The organism is Geodermatophilus sp. SYSU D01105 (genome assembly GCF_054050095.1).
In genome coordinates, this window is the sequence record NZ_JBJGYR010000011.1 from 135,593 (window position 1) to 149,421 (window position 13,829).

Consider the following 13,829-nt stretch of genomic DNA (forward strand, 5'->3'; position numbering starts at 1 on the left):
AGAGGGCCCGCCGCGTGAGTCAGCCTCCTGCCGCTGCAGACCAGCCCGGACCGGCCGACGCCGGTCCGCCCGACGCCCCGGTGTCGCCGTTCGCCGACCTGTCCGCCTTCGTCGCGCTGCCGCGGGTCACCGGCCTGGCGCTGTCGCCCGACGGCCGGCGCCTGGCGATCGCGGTGCAGACGCTCGACCCCGAACGCACGAAGTGGCAGACGGCCCTGTGGGAGGTCGACCCCGACGGCCGCCGCCCGGCCCGCCGGCTGACGCGCAGCGCACCCGGCGAGTCGGCGCCCGCGTGGGCCCCCGACGGCTCGCTGCTGTTCACCTCCGCGCGCCCCGACCCGGAGGCCAAGCCGAACGGCGAGGACCCGACCCCGGCCCTGTGGAGTCTGCCGGCCGGTGGCGGGGAGGCACGGCAGGTGCTCGCCCACCCGGGCGGGATCGGGGGCGTGGCGGTCGCCGCCGACAGCGGGGACGTGGTCGTGGTGGCCTCGTCGATGCCCGGTGCCGGGGACGCCGAGGCCGACGCCGCCCGGCGCAAGCAGCGCAAGGAGGCGGGGGTCACCGCGATCCTGCACGAGGCCTATCCGGTGCGGTACTGGGACAGCGACCTGGGGCCCGCGACACCGCACCTGTTCTGGGCCGGTCGCCTGCCCGCCGAGGCCCCCGCCGGCACCGCCGCCGAACGGGTCGAGCTGCGCGACCTGACCCCGCACGTCGTCCCGCCCGACGGAGCCGGCGACGCCCCGGCGCTCTCCCCCGACGGCCGGCTGCTGGCGCGCACCGAGACCGTGCCGGACGGTCCGGCCGGCCGCCGCGACCGGCTCGTCGTCCTGGACACCGCGAACGGGGAGACGCGCGTCCTCGTCGACGACCCGCTGGCCGACGTCCACTCCCCGCGGTTCTCCCCCGACGGCAGCGCGCTGGTGTGCACGCGGGAGGCCACGTCGACCTACGAGGAGCCGCCGGACTACACACTCCTGCACGTCGACGTCGCGACCGGCGCGTCCCGGGAGCTCACCCCCGGCTTCGACCGCTGGCCGAGCGCTCCCCAGTTCGGCGCCGACGGCCGGGCGGTGTACTTCCTGGCCGACGACGACGGGCGGCACGCGGTGTTCCGTGTCCCGGTCGAGGGTGGGACGCCGGTGCGGCTGACCACCGACGGCGCCTACAGCGACCTGCAGGTGGCCCGCGACGGCAGCGCCCTCTACGCGCTGCGCTCGGCCTACGACGAGCCGCCCGCGGCGGTGCGCCTGGACCCGGAGGCCACCGGCCAGCACCCGGACCCGCTGCCCTCCCCCGGCACGCTCGACGCCCTGCCCGGCACCCTGCACGAGGTGGAGGCCACCGCGGCCGACGGCACCCGCGTGCAGTCCTGGCTGGTGCTCCCCGAGGGCGCCTCGAGGCAGGACCCCGCGCCGCTGCTGCTGTGGGTCCACGGCGGGCCGCTGATGAGCTGGAACTCGTGGTCCTGGCGGTGGTGCCCCTGGGTCATGGCCGCTCGCGGCTACGCCGTCCTGCTGCCGAACCCGGCGCTGTCGCAGGGGTTCGGGCAGGACTTCGTCCGGCGGGGCTGGGGCGCGTGGGGCGAGGCGCCCTACACCGACCTCATGGCCGCCGTCGACGCCGCCGAGCAGCGACCGGAGATCGACGCGTCGCGCACCGCGGCGATGGGCGGCTCCTTCGGCGGCTACATGGCCAACTGGATCGCCACCCAGACCGACCGCTTCCGGGCGATCGTCACGCACGCCAGCCTGTGGGACATCGACTCGTTCACCGGCACGACCGACGCCGCGTACTACTGGGAGAAGGAGTGGGGCGACCCGCTGCAGCAGCCCAAGCGGTACGAGCAGAACTCGCCGCACCGCTTCGCCGACGCCATCCGCACCCCGATGCTCGTCATCCACGGCGACCGCGACTACCGGGTGCCGATCGGCGAGGCGCTGCGGCTCTGGTACGACCTGCAGAAGCGCGGCGTCCCGTCGAAGTTCCTGTACTTCCCGGACGAGAACCACTGGGTCCTGACCCCGGGGAACGCGCAGGTCTGGTACGAGACCGTGCTGACCTTCCTCGGCGAGCATGTGCTGGGGGCGGAGTGGCAGCGGCCCGAGCTGCTCTGAGGCCGCTCACCCGGCGGCCCAGACCTCGTCCGGCTCGGCCGCCGTCGCGGTGATCATCGCCCGCAGGTCGCCCGGGGGGAGGCAGGCGGCCAGGCCCTGGGCGAGCAGCTGGGCGAACGTGTAGGTGGGCCGGCTGGCCAGCGCCCGCTCGAGTGCGACGTTGGCCAGTGCACCGTCGCCGCGCAGCCACGCGCTGACCGCGAGCAACGTGGCCGGCGCGGCGTCGAGCGGAGCGGGCGCCCGGCGGGTGCACTCGGTCCACAGCGCCTCTGCCGCCGCGGCGTCGTCCCCCAGGGCGAAGGTGAGTGCCCGGTCGCGGACGCGGATGTCGGCCAGCGCCCACAGCACCCGCGCGACGTCCCGGTCGCCGAGGCGGTCGGCGGCTCCCGGCCGGCAGCGGCCCAGCACGCCGACCACCGTGTCCCAGCAGCGGCGGGCCTCGGCGTCCCGGTCGGCGAGCGCCGCACGCGCGTGCCGGTCACCGACCCGCCAGGCGAGCTCCTCCATGGCCGCGAGGGCCGGGCCGTCCACGGAGGCGATCCGCGCCTCGAGGGCCGCCCGGTCGGGCTCCACGACGACGCCGCTGGCCACGGAGGCGACCTCGAGCTCGGTCACCCCCGCCGGCAGCGGCGTCCCGCCGTCAGGGGCGCAGCAGGGGTGGGGGCAGTCGTAGGACCACCACCGGCCGCACCGGACCAGCAGCGCGTCGCGGACCGGGATCCCCCGGTCGGCCAGGGCGACGACCAGCTCGTGCACGACGTCGCGGTGCGGCAGGCCGGCCACCACCTCGCCGTCCGGCTGCCCGGGGAGGGGTTCGGCGTCGTCGGGCGCCTCGGAGACCACCGCGATCACGACGCCGGTGGGCTCGTCGGTGGCGACGCTGCCGGTCAGCGCCCGGGCGACGGCCGGCGAGGCCGCGCGCCCGGGCAGGTCGGCGCGCACGGTGAGCCCCACCCGGCCTCCGGCCGGGCCGCCCAGGGCCACGAGCAGGACCGACTCGTGCGGGTGGAACCCGATCAGCGCGGGCAGGGCGGCGGCGAGCTCGCCGGTGTCGGAGATGCGCACCGCGGGGCGCAGGGGTTCGTCCATGGGGCGACCCTCGCCGCGCGCGGGGACCACCGGGACCGGTCAGGCCGGTCTGTGGACGGCGCTGCCCGCTGTGGACAGGCGGTGTCCCGACGTCGGTGGGTCGTGCCGGCGTCCTCCCTCAGTCCAGCTGCTCGGCCTGCACGTCGTGGGCCTGCTGGAGGAGCGCGGTGAACGCCGCCTCGTCGAGGGGGCCGCCCTGGGGGTCGGTGGCGACGAGGGTGACCAGCCGGTCGCCGTCGCGCACCAGGCCGATGAGCGAGGGCACCGTGACCTGCGCGCCGCCGGGCGTGGTGGCGACCGTGGTGAACGAGACCCCGGCCGCGTCGTCGCCGACGTCGGGCACGTCGATCTCGGTGAAGGTGATCGTCGCCGTGCCGATCTCGGGCGAGCTGACCTGCGCCTCGGGGCAGTCCGCGATCTGCTCGGTGAGCTGCGACACCGCGTCGTCCACCGGGCCCCCGAGGGAGAGCAGCTCCACGGTGGTCGTCGTCCCGCGGACGGCGACCTGCGCGGCGAGGTCGTCGAACTGGTCGACCTGCGGCTGGGTGCCCCTGACCGCCGCGGCGCACGCCTCCGGGGTGATCTGCGCACCCGCCATGGAGCCGGTCGCCGCCGTGGCCCCCTGCGCCAGCTGCTGCTCGGTCACCGGCGTGACCTGGGCGTCGGCACCGAACGCCTCGGCCGGCAGCAGCCCCGGCGTGAGGTCGGTGCCGGCCCCGGCGGACGACGACGCCGTCGCCGAGGTGGAGGTCCCGGTCGCGGCCGCCTCCTGCCCGCCGCCGTCCTCCGCACAGCCGGACAGCACCGCACCGGCGGCGACCCCGGCCGTGAGGACGGAGACCAGCCGGGCCGGGCGGTTGCTCGAGCACGCAGTCATGCCCGCGAACGTAACCGCGGCCGGTGGACCCCGCAGCGACGCCTCAGACCTCGTACTGGGCGGCCGTCCGCGAGGCCAGGTACGGGGCGACGTGGTCGGCGATCACCTGCAGGTGCACGGGGTGTTCCGCGTAGCGCCGCCACGCCTCGGCGTCGGGGAAGTCGGCGACCAGCGCGGTGTGCGCGTTCCCCTCGCGCAGGCCGGCGTCCGGGCCGACGGCGAAGGCGGTCATCCCGCCGACCTCCTCGGGCAACCGGCGGAGCGCGGCGAGCGTGGCCGCCCGGCGCTCCTCGTCGGCGTCGTCGGACCAGGTGAACAGCACGACGTGGCGCAGCATGGCCGTCACCCTGTCAGCCCGGCGGGCTCGGCCGCAGGCCGGGTTCGGGAACTGGCCGGTCACGGCCGCCGGTTAGAGTCGCCGACCATGGGACGGTCGCTGCGCATCGCACTGCTGTCCTACCGGAGCAAGCCGCACAGCGGTGGTCAGGGCGTCTACGTCCGGGCCCTCTCCCGTGAGCTCACCGAGCTCGGCCACCAGGTCACGGTCTTCAGCGGCCAGCCCTATCCCGAGCTCGACGACGGGGTCCCGCTGACCCGGGTGCCGAGCCTGGACCTCTACCGCGAGCCCGACCCGTTCCGGACGCCGCGACCGGGCGAGTTCCGCGACTGGGTCGACGTCACCGAGTGGGCGCTGATGTGCACCGCGGGCTTCCCCGAGCCGCTGACCTTCAGCCTGCGGGCGGCCCGGCTGCTGCTGCCCCGCGCCGCCGAGTTCGACGTGGTCCACGACAACCAGAGCCTGGGCCTGGGCCTGCTGCGCCTGGTCCGCGCGGGTGTGCCGACCGTCGCGACGGTCCACCACCCGGTGGCCATCGACCGCGAGCTCGAGCTCGCCGCCGCCCCGAGCCTGCGCCGCCGGCTCACGCTGCGCCGCTGGTACGCGTTCACCGCCATGCAGGCCCGCGTGGCGCCCCGGCTGGACGCGGTCACCACGGTGTCGGAGAACTCCCGGCGCGACATCGAGACCCACCTGGGCGTCCCCGCGGCCGGGATCGAGGTCATCCCGGTGGGCATCGACCCCGACGTCTTCACGCCTCCCCCGCCCGGCCACCCGCGCGACCGGGACTCGATCGTCGTCACGACCAGCGCCGACGTCCCGCTCAAGGGCCTGGTGCACCTGCTGGAGGCGGTGGCCGCGCTGCGGGCCGAGCGCCCGGTGCGGCTGACCGTCGTCGGCTCGGCGCGCCCGGGCGGACCGGCCGAGGCGGCGCTGGACCGGCTCGGGCTGCGCGGCGCCGTCCGCTTCACCGGCCCGCTGCCCGAACCGGACCTGGTCGGCCTGTTGCAGGGCGCCGCCGTGGTCGCCGTCCCGTCGCTGTACGAGGGCTTCTCGCTGCCGGCGATCGAGGCCATGGCGTGCGGCACCCCGCTGGTGACCACCGACGCCGGGGCGCTGCCGGAGGTGGTGGGCAGCAAGGCCGGGCTGCGGGTACGCGCCGGGGACGTCGCGGAGCTCACCGCCGCCCTGCGCCTGGTCCTCGACTCGCCGTCCCTCGGTGAGCAGCTCGGCCGGGCCGGCCGCCGCCGCGTGCTCGCCACCTACACCTGGCGGTCCACCGCCGAGCGGACGGCGGACTGGTACGCCGAGGTGCTCGACCGGCGGGGGGCGGCCGCGAGGACCGGCGCCGAGGAGCCCGCGTGCTGACCGTCGACTACGACCGCCTCGACGTCCGGCCGGGGACGACCGTCCTCGACCTGGGCTGCGGCGAGGGCCGGCACGCCTTCGAGGCCTACCGCCGCGGCGCGCGGGTGGTGGCCCTCGACCGGGGCGTCGCCGAGGTGGAGACGACCAAGCGCTGGCTGGGCGCGATCGCCGAGGCCGGGGAGGCCCCGGACGGCGCCCGCTACGAGGTGGTCCGCGGCGACCTGCTGGCGCTGCCGGTGCCCGACGCGAGCGTGGACCGGGTGATCGCTGCCGAGGTGCTCGAGCACATCCCCGACGACCGGGCCGCGCTGGCCGAGATCGCCCGCGTGCTCAGGCCCGGGGGCCGGGTGGCCGTCACCGTCCCGCGGTACGGACCCGAGCGCGTCTGCTGGGCGCTGTCCGACGCCTACCACGCCAACGAGGGCGGGCACGTCCGCATCTACCGCGGGGACGTCCTGCGCACCCGGCTCGCCGCCGCGGGCCTGGTGCCCGGCGGGCAGCACCACGCGCACGCGCTGCACGCACCGTTCTGGTGGCTCAAGTGCGCGGTCGGCGTGGAGCGCGACACCGTCGCCGTCCGCGCCTACCACCGGCTGCTGGTCTGGGACCTCACCCACCGACCGTGGCTGACCCGCACCGCCGAGCGGCTGCTGGACCCGGTCGTCGGCAAGAGCCTCGTGGTCTACGCCGACAAGCCCGCCGCCACGGCGGTGCCGGAGGCCGAGCCGGAGCGGGAGCGAACCGCTGTCTGAGCTGCTGCCCGAGCTGCCGGGGGTGCTCAGCGGGGAGCAGGTGCGCGCGACGGTCGCGGCGATCGCGGCCGAGCAGGACGGCGACGGCGCGCTGCCCTGGTTCCGCGGCGGCCAGCTCGACCCGTGGGACTCCGTCGAGGCCGCGATGGCCCTCGACGTCGGCGGCCGGCACGACCGCGCCCGCGCCGCCTACCGCTGGCTGGCCGCCCGGCAGCGGCCGGACGGGTCCTGGGCGGCCGAGTACCGCGCCGGCGCAGAGACGCTGCCCGCGGTGGAGAGCAACCACGCCGGTTACCTGGCCGTCGGGCTCTGGCACAGCTGGCTGTGCAGCGGCGACGAGGAGCTGGTCGCGGAGCTGTGGCCGGTCGTGCGGCGGGGCCTGGACCTGGTCACCCGCATGCAGCTGCCCGGCGGCGCGGTCAGCTGGGCGCTGCGGCCCGACGGCACGCCGGACGACACCGCCCTGCTCACCGGCAGCGCCAGCCTGTTCCAGGCGCTGCGCTGCGGGGTGGCGCTGGCCGGGCTGGCCGGGGAACCCCAGCCGGACTGGGAGCTGGCGGCCGACGACCTGGGCACGGCCCTGCGCGGCCGGCCCACGGCCTTCGCCGACCGCTCCCGCTACTCGATGGACTGGTACTACCCCGTGCTGGCGGGCGCCGTCACCGGGTCCGCGGCCGCCGAGCGACTGGCCGCCGGCTGGGACCGGTTCGTCGTCCCCGGGCTCGGGGTGCGGTGCGTCGCCGACCACCCGTGGGTGACCGGCGCGGAGACCTGCGAGCTCGCGCTCGCCCTGGCCGCCACCGGGCGGACCGACGCGGCCCTGGAGCAGGTCGCCGCCATGCAGCACCTGCGACACGACGACGGCTCGTACTGGACCGGCTTCGTCTACCCCGACGACGCCCGCTGGCCGGTGGAGCGCACCACCTGGACGGCGGCCGCCGTGGTCCTCGCCGCGGACGCGCTCTCGGGAGCCGGCCCGGCGTCGGGCCTGTTCACCGATCCCGGCGCGCTGCCGGCCGCCGGGACGGGAGGATCACCCGCCCCCGTGGATTGGCTGACGGGAGGCGCGGGCACGGGGGGCCTGTGACCTCGACCGACACCTCCGCCCGACCCGAGCCCCCGGTCACCGTCGTGGTGGCCAGCCGCAACCGCCGCGAGGACCTGCTCGCGTCCCTGCCCCGGCACGAGGCCCCGGTGGTGCTGGTCGACAACGCGTCCACCGACGACACCGTGCAGGCCGTCCGCGCGGCACACCCCGAGGTGACGGTGCTGCAGCTGGAGCGCAACGTCGGGGCCCGGGCCCGCACCGTCGGTGCCGAGCACGCGGGGACGCCGTTCGTCGCGTTCGCCGACGACGACTCCTGGTGGGCGCCCGGCGACCTCGCCCGTGCGGTGGAGGTCATGCGGGCGCACCCGCGGCTGGCGCTGCTCAACGCCCGGATCCTGGTCGGCCCCGAGGATCGGCTCGACCCGGTCTGTGCCGAGATGGCCGACAGCCCCCTGGGCACCGCCCCCGACCTGCCCGGCCCCTCGCTGCTGGGCTTCGTCGCCTGCGCGGCGCTGGTGCGCACCGAGGCCTTCGCGGCGGTCGGCGGGTTCGACGCGGTGGTGCGCTTCCCCGGCGAGGAGGAGCGGGTCGCCCTCGACCTGGCCGCCGCCGGGTGGGGCCTGGCCTACGTCGACGAGGTGACCATCCACCACCACCCCTCACCCCGGCGGGACGCCCCCGACCGGCGGCAGGCGGCCATCTGGCGCAGCCGCGTGCTCACCGCCCTGATGCGCCACCCCGTCCGCGCACTGCCGGGGCTGCTCGCCTCCGCCGTGCGCGCCGGCCGGCCCGGGGTGCGCGGGCTGCTGCGCGCGGTGCCCGACGTCCCGGCCGCGCTGCGCGCCCGCCGGCGGGTACCCGGCCGGGTGTGGGCCGACGTCCGGCTGCTCGCCCGGGACGCCGCGTGAGAGAGGACCCTCCTGCCCTCCACCACTCGCACGCTCGCGGCGGGACCCTGCAGGAGGGCCATCCCGACGGGCGGGTCGCCGTCGTCGTCATCACCCACCAGCGCCGCGACGAGGTGCTGGTCGCACTGTCCCGGCTGCGCGCCCTGCCGGAGCAGCCGCACGTCGTCGTGGTGGACAACGGCTCGACCGACGGGACGGCGGCGGCGGTCGCCGAGCGCTTCCCGGAGGTGGAGCTGGTCGCCAGCCCGGAGAACCTCGGTGCGGTCGGCCGCAACGTGGGCGTGGCCCGGGTGGACACCCCCTACGTGGCCTTCTGCGACGACGACACGTGGTGGGATCCCGGCTCGCTGCGCACCGCGGCCGACGTCCTCGACGCGCACCCGCGGCTGGCGGTGGTGACCGCGCGGATCCTCGTCGAGCCGGGCGGGCGGGAGGACCCGATCGTCCCCGAGCTGCGCGACTCCCCCGTGCGCGGCGCCGACTGGCTGCCGGGCCCGGCGCTGGGCTCCTTCCTGGCGGGGGCCTCGGTGCTGCGGCGGGAGGCGTTCGACGAGGTCGGCGGGTTCTCCGAGCGGCTGTGGCTGGGCGGCGAGGAGGAGCTCATGGCCGGCGACCTGGCCGCCGCCGGCTGGGAGCTGTGCTACCTGCCCGAGCTGACCGTCCACCACCAGGCCAGCACCGCCCGGGACCCGCACAAGCGCCGCCGCGACGGCATCCGCAACACCCTCTGGACGACGTGGCTGCGCCGCCCGGTGCGCCCGGCGGTGCGCCGCACCACGCACCTGCTGCGGACCGTCCCGCGGGACCGGCTGAGCCTGCTCGGGGTCCTCGACGCACTGCGCGGCCTGCCCTGGGTGCTGCGCGAGCGGCGGGTGCTGCCGGCGCACGCCGAGGCCCGCTTCGCCGCCCTGGAGCACGCCCAGCGCACCTCGACCGCCCGGAGGTACGTGAGCTGACCCGGCGGTATCGGGAGCGACACCGTCGTCGCGGATGCCGGGACGTGGGTGTCGCTTCCGATACCCCGTCAGCCCTTGACGTAGGAGAGCTTTTCCACGACCTTGCCGCTCCGGACGGTCATCACGTCCACGCCACGCACGTGCCCGGCGCCGGCCGCGTCGGTCCCCCACGAGTAGCGCCACAGCGCGACGGCTCGCTCCCCGTGCGGCAGGACGGCCTCGGTCACGAAGCGGGCGCCGGGGGTGGCGAACAACTGCTCCCACACCCGGCGCACGTCGGCCTGCCCGCGGTGGCGGCGGCCGTCGGGAGGCGCGGTCGACTCGAAGACCACGTCGTCGGACATCTCCGCCATGATCGCGTCGACGTCCGCGCGCCCGAAGGCGTCGAGGAGGCGCTGCACCACGGCGAGCGTCGTCTCCGCGGTCCGGTCCAGGACCTGGTCGGTCATCGCCCTGCTCCTCGCAGACGGCCCCGTCGCGTTCTCACCCTCCCACCCGGGACGCCTCCGCGGGAGGGCTCAGCGGGCGCAGTCGATGCAGGTGCGCGCGGCCGGCCGGGCGGCCAGCCGCTCGGGGGCGATCGGCCGCCCGCAGCGCTCGCAGACGCCGTAGGTGCCGGCGTCGCGGCGGGCCAGCGCGGCGTCCACGTCGGCCAGCCGCTGCCGGGCCGAGGCCAGCAGCGCGGCGACCTGCTGCCGCTCGAAGGCGATCGTCGCGCCCTCCGGGTCGTGCTCGTCGTCGGCGTTGGACGCCTGCGACGCCGCGACGACCGCGTCGAACTCGCCGGTCAGCGACGCGATCTGGGCGAGGACGGCCGCCCGCTCGGCGACCAGTGCGTCCTCAGCGCTCACGGCGCAGCACCCGCAGCGAGCCGGTACCCGGCAGCTCGGTGAACCCGCCCGACGCGAGCACCCGGCGGTACACCCCGTAGGGAGCCTGGCCGCCGTCGGCCGGGTCGGGGAAGACGTCGTGGATGGCCAGCGTGCCGCCGACCGCCAGCTTGGCCACCCACGCGTCCTGGTCGCGGCGGGCGGACTCCTCGGTGTGGCTCCCGTCCAGGAACAGCAGGGCCAGCGGGGTCGACCACAGCGGGGCGAGGACCTCCGAGCGGGCGACGACGGCGATGACGACGTCCTCGGCCCCGGCGTCGGCGATGGTGCGGCGGAACCGCGGCAGGGTGTCGACCAGACCGACGGCGGGGTCGACGAGGGACGGGTCGTGGTACTCCCAGCCCGGCTGGTGCTCCTCGGACCCGCGGTGGTGGTCGACGGTGACCACCTGCCGCCCGGTCTCACGGGCGGCCGCGGCGAGGTACAGGGCCGACTTCCCCATCCAGCTGCCCACCTCCAGCAGCGGGCCCGGGACGGCGACCGCGCGGGCGGCCTCGTAGAGCGCCGTCCCCTCGTCGTCGGGCATGAAGCCGGGCGCGGCGCGGGCAGCGGTCAACAGGTCGGCGGTCACGGGGCCAGCCTCGCTCACCGGGCGAACCGGGCGCGCAGGGCGGTCATCCGCCGATCGGTCGCCGCGCCGGCCTCGGTGCCGGCCGCCTTGGCGAAGAACGCGCCGGCCGCCGTGGTCACCGGGACGGCGAGGACCAGCGCGATGGCACCGACGAGGGTGCGGATGACCTCCTCGGCCAGCGCGGAGCTGGTGAGGACGACGTCCCACGGCTGGGCGTAGAGCTCGAAGAGCAGCAGCAGCGGCAGCGCGGCCCCCGCGTAGGCGAAGACGATGGTGTAGACGGTTGAGGCGATGTGGTCGCGGCCCACCGCCATCCCGCGGCGGTAGAGCTCCCGCCAGCTCATCTCCGGGTCGACCTCGTGCAGCTGCCAGATCGCCGAGGCCTGCGTGATGGTGACGTCGTTGAGCACGCCGAGCCCGGCGACGACCACGCCGGCGAGGACGAGGCCCGAGAAGTCCAGCGTGGGGTCGTACTGCAGCAGCGTGGTGGTCTCCTCGCTGGTCAGCCCGGTCAGGCGGGCCGTCGCGACGGAGACCGCCCCGAGGACGGCCACCAGCGCGAGGCCGAACAGGGTGCCGACCAGAGCGGTCGTCGTCCGGGCGGAGAAACCGTGCGCCAGGTACAGGACGACGAACATGATCGCCGCCGACCCCACGAGGCTGATCAGGATCGGTGACCGGTCGGCCAGCAGGCCGGGCAGCACGAACTGCAGCAGGACGAAGAAGGCGAACGCCAGCCCGACCAGCGCCGCCACCCCACGCAGCCGGGCGACCAGCGCCACGACGACGGCGAAGGCCAGGGTCAGGACGACGATGGGGACGTCGCGGTCGTAGTCGAAGAAGGCGTACTGCGCCCCGCCCTCGGCCGCGGCGTCCCGCGTCAGCACGAGGCCGTCGCCCACCTCGATCCCGGCGGCGTACACCTCTGCGGGGACGTCGATCTGCACGAACTCCCCGGCCCCGTCACCCTCGAGCACCTCGACGACCACGGTGGCGCAGGTCAGCTGCTGGGCCGGCTGGCCCTCGCCGCCGGGCAGCGAGCAGTCGACCGGCTCGACGGAGGAGACCTGGGCCTGCGGGTAGGTGGTCCCGGGCGGCAGGTAGAGCTCGGCGGCCTGCTGGGCGCGCGTCGGCTCGCCGGAGGGCCAGAGCGCGACCAGGCCGATCACGGTGGCCAGCCCGACCGGCACGAGGAGCAGCAGCATGAGCCAGACCGCGCGGCGCCGGCGGGTGAGGACCTCCGGGCTGGGCGGCGGCGCGTCCGGGTCGGGACCGTGGCTGTGGGGGTGGCTCGGCGGCACCTGGCCAGGCTAGGAGCTGCCCTCCGGCGCGCGGTCCCCGACACCGGGGCTCACGCCCCGCCGCCCTCCCGGTCGACGCGGTCGTCCTCGACGGCCTGCTCCTCCACCGGGAAGCGCAGCCACAGCCCGGACAGCTGCAGCGGCCGGGCCACTGCCGACGGCGGCTCCACCAGCACCACCTCCACCCCGCGCGGCTGGCCGAGCTTCTGCAGCTGCACCAGGACCACCATGCCGGCGGAGTTGAGGTAGGTGACCGCGCGGGTGTCCAGGCGCACCCGGCGCAGGGAGGACTCGGCGAGGAGCAGGTCGGTCATCGTCCGGACCAGGGGCCGCCGCGCCTGCTCGGTCAGCTCCCCGGTGACGGTGATGGTCGCGACCTCACCGTCGAGCGCGGTCCTCACCCCCGCCCCCGTGTCGCCGCCTCCCAGCTGCTCGGGATCCCCCTGCGCTCGGGGGTCGGTCGTGTCGTCCACACGAGGTGCACTGCCCCACGCCACCGGTGTTCACGCGCGGCCTCGTGCGGCGGGGGCGCTCTCCCTCGACCCACCGGAACAAATCTCACGGCTGGACGTTTACACCGATGTCTGATCGAGGTAATCTCCAGTTGCCACTAGAGGTTCACCTCGGGCAGCGAACACACCAGAACGACACAGGAGGTTGCACAGCCATGGCGATGCTGACCGCCTACGACCCGTTCGCCGCCACCAACGCCGCCTTCCGCGCGTTGGACCAGCTGACCGGCCGCACGGGCTCGCTGACCGCCCGCCCGCTGTCGGGCATGCCGATGGACGCCTACCGGGTCGGCGACAACTTCGTCGCCCACTTCGACCTGCCCGGCGTCGACCCCGGCTCGATCGACCTGTCGGTCGAGGGCAACACCCTGACGGTGACCGCCGAGCGCTCGGTCCCGCAGCTGGAGAACGCCGAGTGGGCGGTGGCCGAGCGGCCGTACGGCAGCTACACCCGCCAGCTGGTGCTCGGCCGGAGCCTGGACACCGACCGGCTGGAGGCCAGCTACCACGACGGCGTGCTCACCGTGAGCATCCCGGTCGCCGAGAAGGCCCGGGCGCGCAAGATCACGGTGACCCGTGCCGACACGCCCACCGCCGTCGAGGGGCGCACCATCGAGGGCGAGGCGTCGCAGTCGAAGGCCGTCGAGAGCTGATCGCCGGCCATCCCCCAGGGGCCGGGTCCGCGCGGACCCGGCCCCTGGCCTTTCCCGCAACGAGGAGGACCGCCATGGCCGACCCGACAGGCGGTACGCCGGGGGACGACGCGCTGCGGCGCCTCGACGACCCGGACTACCCCGCCCTGACGATGAGCCAGGCCGCGGCCCTGCTCGGCGTGCAGGCGGCGTTCCTGCGCAGCCTCGACGCCTCGGGGGTGCTGCAGCCGCACCGCTCCCCCGGCGGGCACCGGCGGTACTCCCGGCACCAGCTGAGCCTGGCCGCGCGACTGCGGGGGCTGCTCGACGACGGCCACACCCTGGCCTCCGCCGAGGTCATCCTCGGCCTGCAGGACGAGCTCGCCGACGCCCGGGCCGACACCGAGCGGCTGCAGCGGACCGTCGACCGGCTGCGCGCGCGCACCGACGCACCCGACCGCGAGGCGTGAC

16 protein-coding genes are annotated in these 13,829 nt (G+C 76.2%); 8 read left to right on the plus strand and 8 right to left on the minus strand.

Translation table 11 applies throughout. The annotated features are described in order from the left end of the window. Positions 1 to 14 precede the first annotated feature (14 nt). Entirely contained in the window at positions 15 to 2,117 is a 2,103-nt protein-coding gene (locus ACI79I_RS12645; RefSeq protein ID WP_456992686.1) for a S9 family peptidase, read from the plus strand. Positions 2,118 to 2,123: 6 nt separating this feature from the next. On the opposite strand, the gene ACI79I_RS12650 is transcribed toward ACI79I_RS12645, so the two are convergent. The 3 genes from ACI79I_RS12650 to ACI79I_RS12660 form a co-directional block, all read right to left on the minus strand. Continuing rightward, entirely contained in the window at positions 2,124 to 3,206 is a 1,083-nt protein-coding gene (locus ACI79I_RS12650) for a DUF4192 domain-containing protein (RefSeq protein WP_456992687.1), read from the minus strand. A gap of 118 nt (positions 3,207 to 3,324) precedes the next feature. Beyond that, positions 3,325 to 4,083: a hypothetical protein gene (locus ACI79I_RS12655; RefSeq protein WP_456992688.1), complete on the minus strand. Its 759-nt coding sequence runs from the start codon at positions 4,081 to 4,083 to the stop codon at positions 3,325 to 3,327. Between the two features lie 43 nt (positions 4,084 to 4,126). Beyond that, on the minus strand, positions 4,127 to 4,420 hold the full coding sequence (locus ACI79I_RS12660) for a Dabb family protein (protein ID WP_456943982.1): 294 nt from the start codon (positions 4,418 to 4,420) through the stop codon (positions 4,127 to 4,129). A gap of 87 nt (positions 4,421 to 4,507) precedes the next feature. Between ACI79I_RS12660 and ACI79I_RS12665 the strand changes: the two genes are divergently transcribed. Genes ACI79I_RS12665 through ACI79I_RS12685 form a run of 5 tightly spaced genes read left to right on the plus strand, consistent with a single transcriptional unit; the run spans position 4,508 to position 9,452 of the window. Next, positions 4,508 to 5,788 carry a glycosyltransferase family 4 protein gene (locus tag ACI79I_RS12665; RefSeq protein WP_456992689.1) on the plus strand — a complete coding sequence of 427 codons (1,281 nt, stop codon included), beginning with the start codon at positions 4,508 to 4,510 and terminating at the stop codon, positions 5,786 to 5,788. Beyond that, a complete protein-coding gene (locus ACI79I_RS12670) occupies positions 5,782 to 6,540 on the plus strand; it encodes a class I SAM-dependent methyltransferase (protein WP_456992690.1) in 759 nt (252 codons plus the stop codon). The genes ACI79I_RS12665 and ACI79I_RS12670 overlap by 7 nt, the downstream gene beginning before the upstream one ends. A gap of 40 nt (positions 6,541 to 6,580) precedes the next feature. Further along, positions 6,581 to 7,627: a prenyltransferase gene (locus ACI79I_RS12675; protein ID WP_456992691.1), complete on the plus strand. Its 1,047-nt coding sequence runs from the start codon at positions 6,581 to 6,583 to the stop codon at positions 7,625 to 7,627. Further along, positions 7,624 to 8,496, plus strand: coding sequence for a glycosyltransferase family 2 protein (locus tag ACI79I_RS12680; RefSeq protein ID WP_456992692.1), 873 nt, complete (start codon positions 7,624 to 7,626; stop codon positions 8,494 to 8,496). The genes ACI79I_RS12675 and ACI79I_RS12680 overlap by 4 nt, the downstream gene beginning before the upstream one ends. Next, complete coding sequence (locus ACI79I_RS12685; protein ID WP_456992693.1) at positions 8,493 to 9,452, plus strand: glycosyltransferase family 2 protein; 960 nt, start codon at positions 8,493 to 8,495, stop codon at positions 9,450 to 9,452. The genes ACI79I_RS12680 and ACI79I_RS12685 overlap by 4 nt, the downstream gene beginning before the upstream one ends. A gap of 68 nt (positions 9,453 to 9,520) precedes the next feature. Here the strand turns inward: ACI79I_RS12685 and ACI79I_RS12690 are convergent, their stop codons facing one another. The 5 genes from ACI79I_RS12690 to ACI79I_RS12710 form a co-directional block, all read right to left on the minus strand. Next, on the minus strand, positions 9,521 to 9,901 hold the full coding sequence (locus tag ACI79I_RS12690; RefSeq protein ID WP_456992694.1) for a nuclear transport factor 2 family protein: 381 nt from the start codon (positions 9,899 to 9,901) through the stop codon (positions 9,521 to 9,523). 69 nt (positions 9,902 to 9,970) lie between these two features. Next, entirely contained in the window at positions 9,971 to 10,303 is a 333-nt protein-coding gene (locus tag ACI79I_RS12695) for a TraR/DksA family transcriptional regulator (RefSeq protein ID WP_456992695.1), read from the minus strand. Beyond that, entirely contained in the window at positions 10,293 to 10,913 is a 621-nt protein-coding gene (locus ACI79I_RS12700) for a class I SAM-dependent methyltransferase (protein WP_456943990.1), read from the minus strand. Before ACI79I_RS12700 ends, ACI79I_RS12695 begins: the two co-directional genes overlap by 11 nt. Before the next feature lie 14 nt (positions 10,914 to 10,927). Beyond that, on the minus strand, positions 10,928 to 12,214 hold the full coding sequence (locus tag ACI79I_RS12705) for a YibE/F family protein (protein WP_456992696.1): 1,287 nt from the start codon (positions 12,212 to 12,214) through the stop codon (positions 10,928 to 10,930). A 50-nt stretch (positions 12,215 to 12,264) separates the two neighbouring features. Continuing rightward, on the minus strand, positions 12,265 to 12,615 hold the full coding sequence (locus tag ACI79I_RS12710) for an STAS domain-containing protein (RefSeq protein ID WP_456992697.1): 351 nt from the start codon (positions 12,613 to 12,615) through the stop codon (positions 12,265 to 12,267). A gap of 266 nt (positions 12,616 to 12,881) precedes the next feature. On the opposite strand from ACI79I_RS12710, the gene ACI79I_RS12715 reads away from it, so the two are divergent. Together ACI79I_RS12715 and ACI79I_RS12720 are read left to right on the plus strand one after the other, a co-directional pair. Then, a complete protein-coding gene (locus tag ACI79I_RS12715) occupies positions 12,882 to 13,379 on the plus strand; it encodes an Hsp20/alpha crystallin family protein (RefSeq protein ID WP_456992698.1) in 498 nt (165 codons plus the stop codon). Between the two features lie 74 nt (positions 13,380 to 13,453). Then, entirely contained in the window at positions 13,454 to 13,828 is a 375-nt protein-coding gene (locus ACI79I_RS12720) for a helix-turn-helix domain-containing protein (protein WP_456992699.1), read from the plus strand. Position 13,829: the final 1 nt, after the last annotated feature.

What these genes read in the sequence shown, in the direction of transcription:
- ACI79I_RS12650 (WP_456992687.1), bottom strand. Translation starts at nt 3,206, where the DNA reads ATGGACGAACCCCTGCGCCCCGCGGTGCGCATCTCCGACACCGGCGAG.
- ACI79I_RS12655 (WP_456992688.1), bottom strand. Translation starts at nt 4,083, where the DNA reads ATGACTGCGTGCTCGAGCAACCGCCCGGCCCGGCTGGTCTCCGTCCTC.
- ACI79I_RS12660 (WP_456943982.1), bottom strand. Translation starts at nt 4,420, where the DNA reads ATGCTGCGCCACGTCGTGCTGTTCACCTGGTCCGACGACGCCGACGAG.
- ACI79I_RS12665 (WP_456992689.1), top strand. Translation starts at nt 4,508, where the DNA reads ATGGGACGGTCGCTGCGCATCGCACTGCTGTCCTACCGGAGCAAGCCG.
- ACI79I_RS12690 (WP_456992694.1), bottom strand. Translation starts at nt 9,901, where the DNA reads ATGACCGACCAGGTCCTGGACCGGACCGCGGAGACGACGCTCGCCGTG.
- ACI79I_RS12715 (WP_456992698.1), top strand. Translation starts at nt 12,882, where the DNA reads ATGGCGATGCTGACCGCCTACGACCCGTTCGCCGCCACCAACGCCGCC.
- ACI79I_RS12720 (WP_456992699.1), top strand. Translation starts at nt 13,454, where the DNA reads ATGGCCGACCCGACAGGCGGTACGCCGGGGGACGACGCGCTGCGGCGC.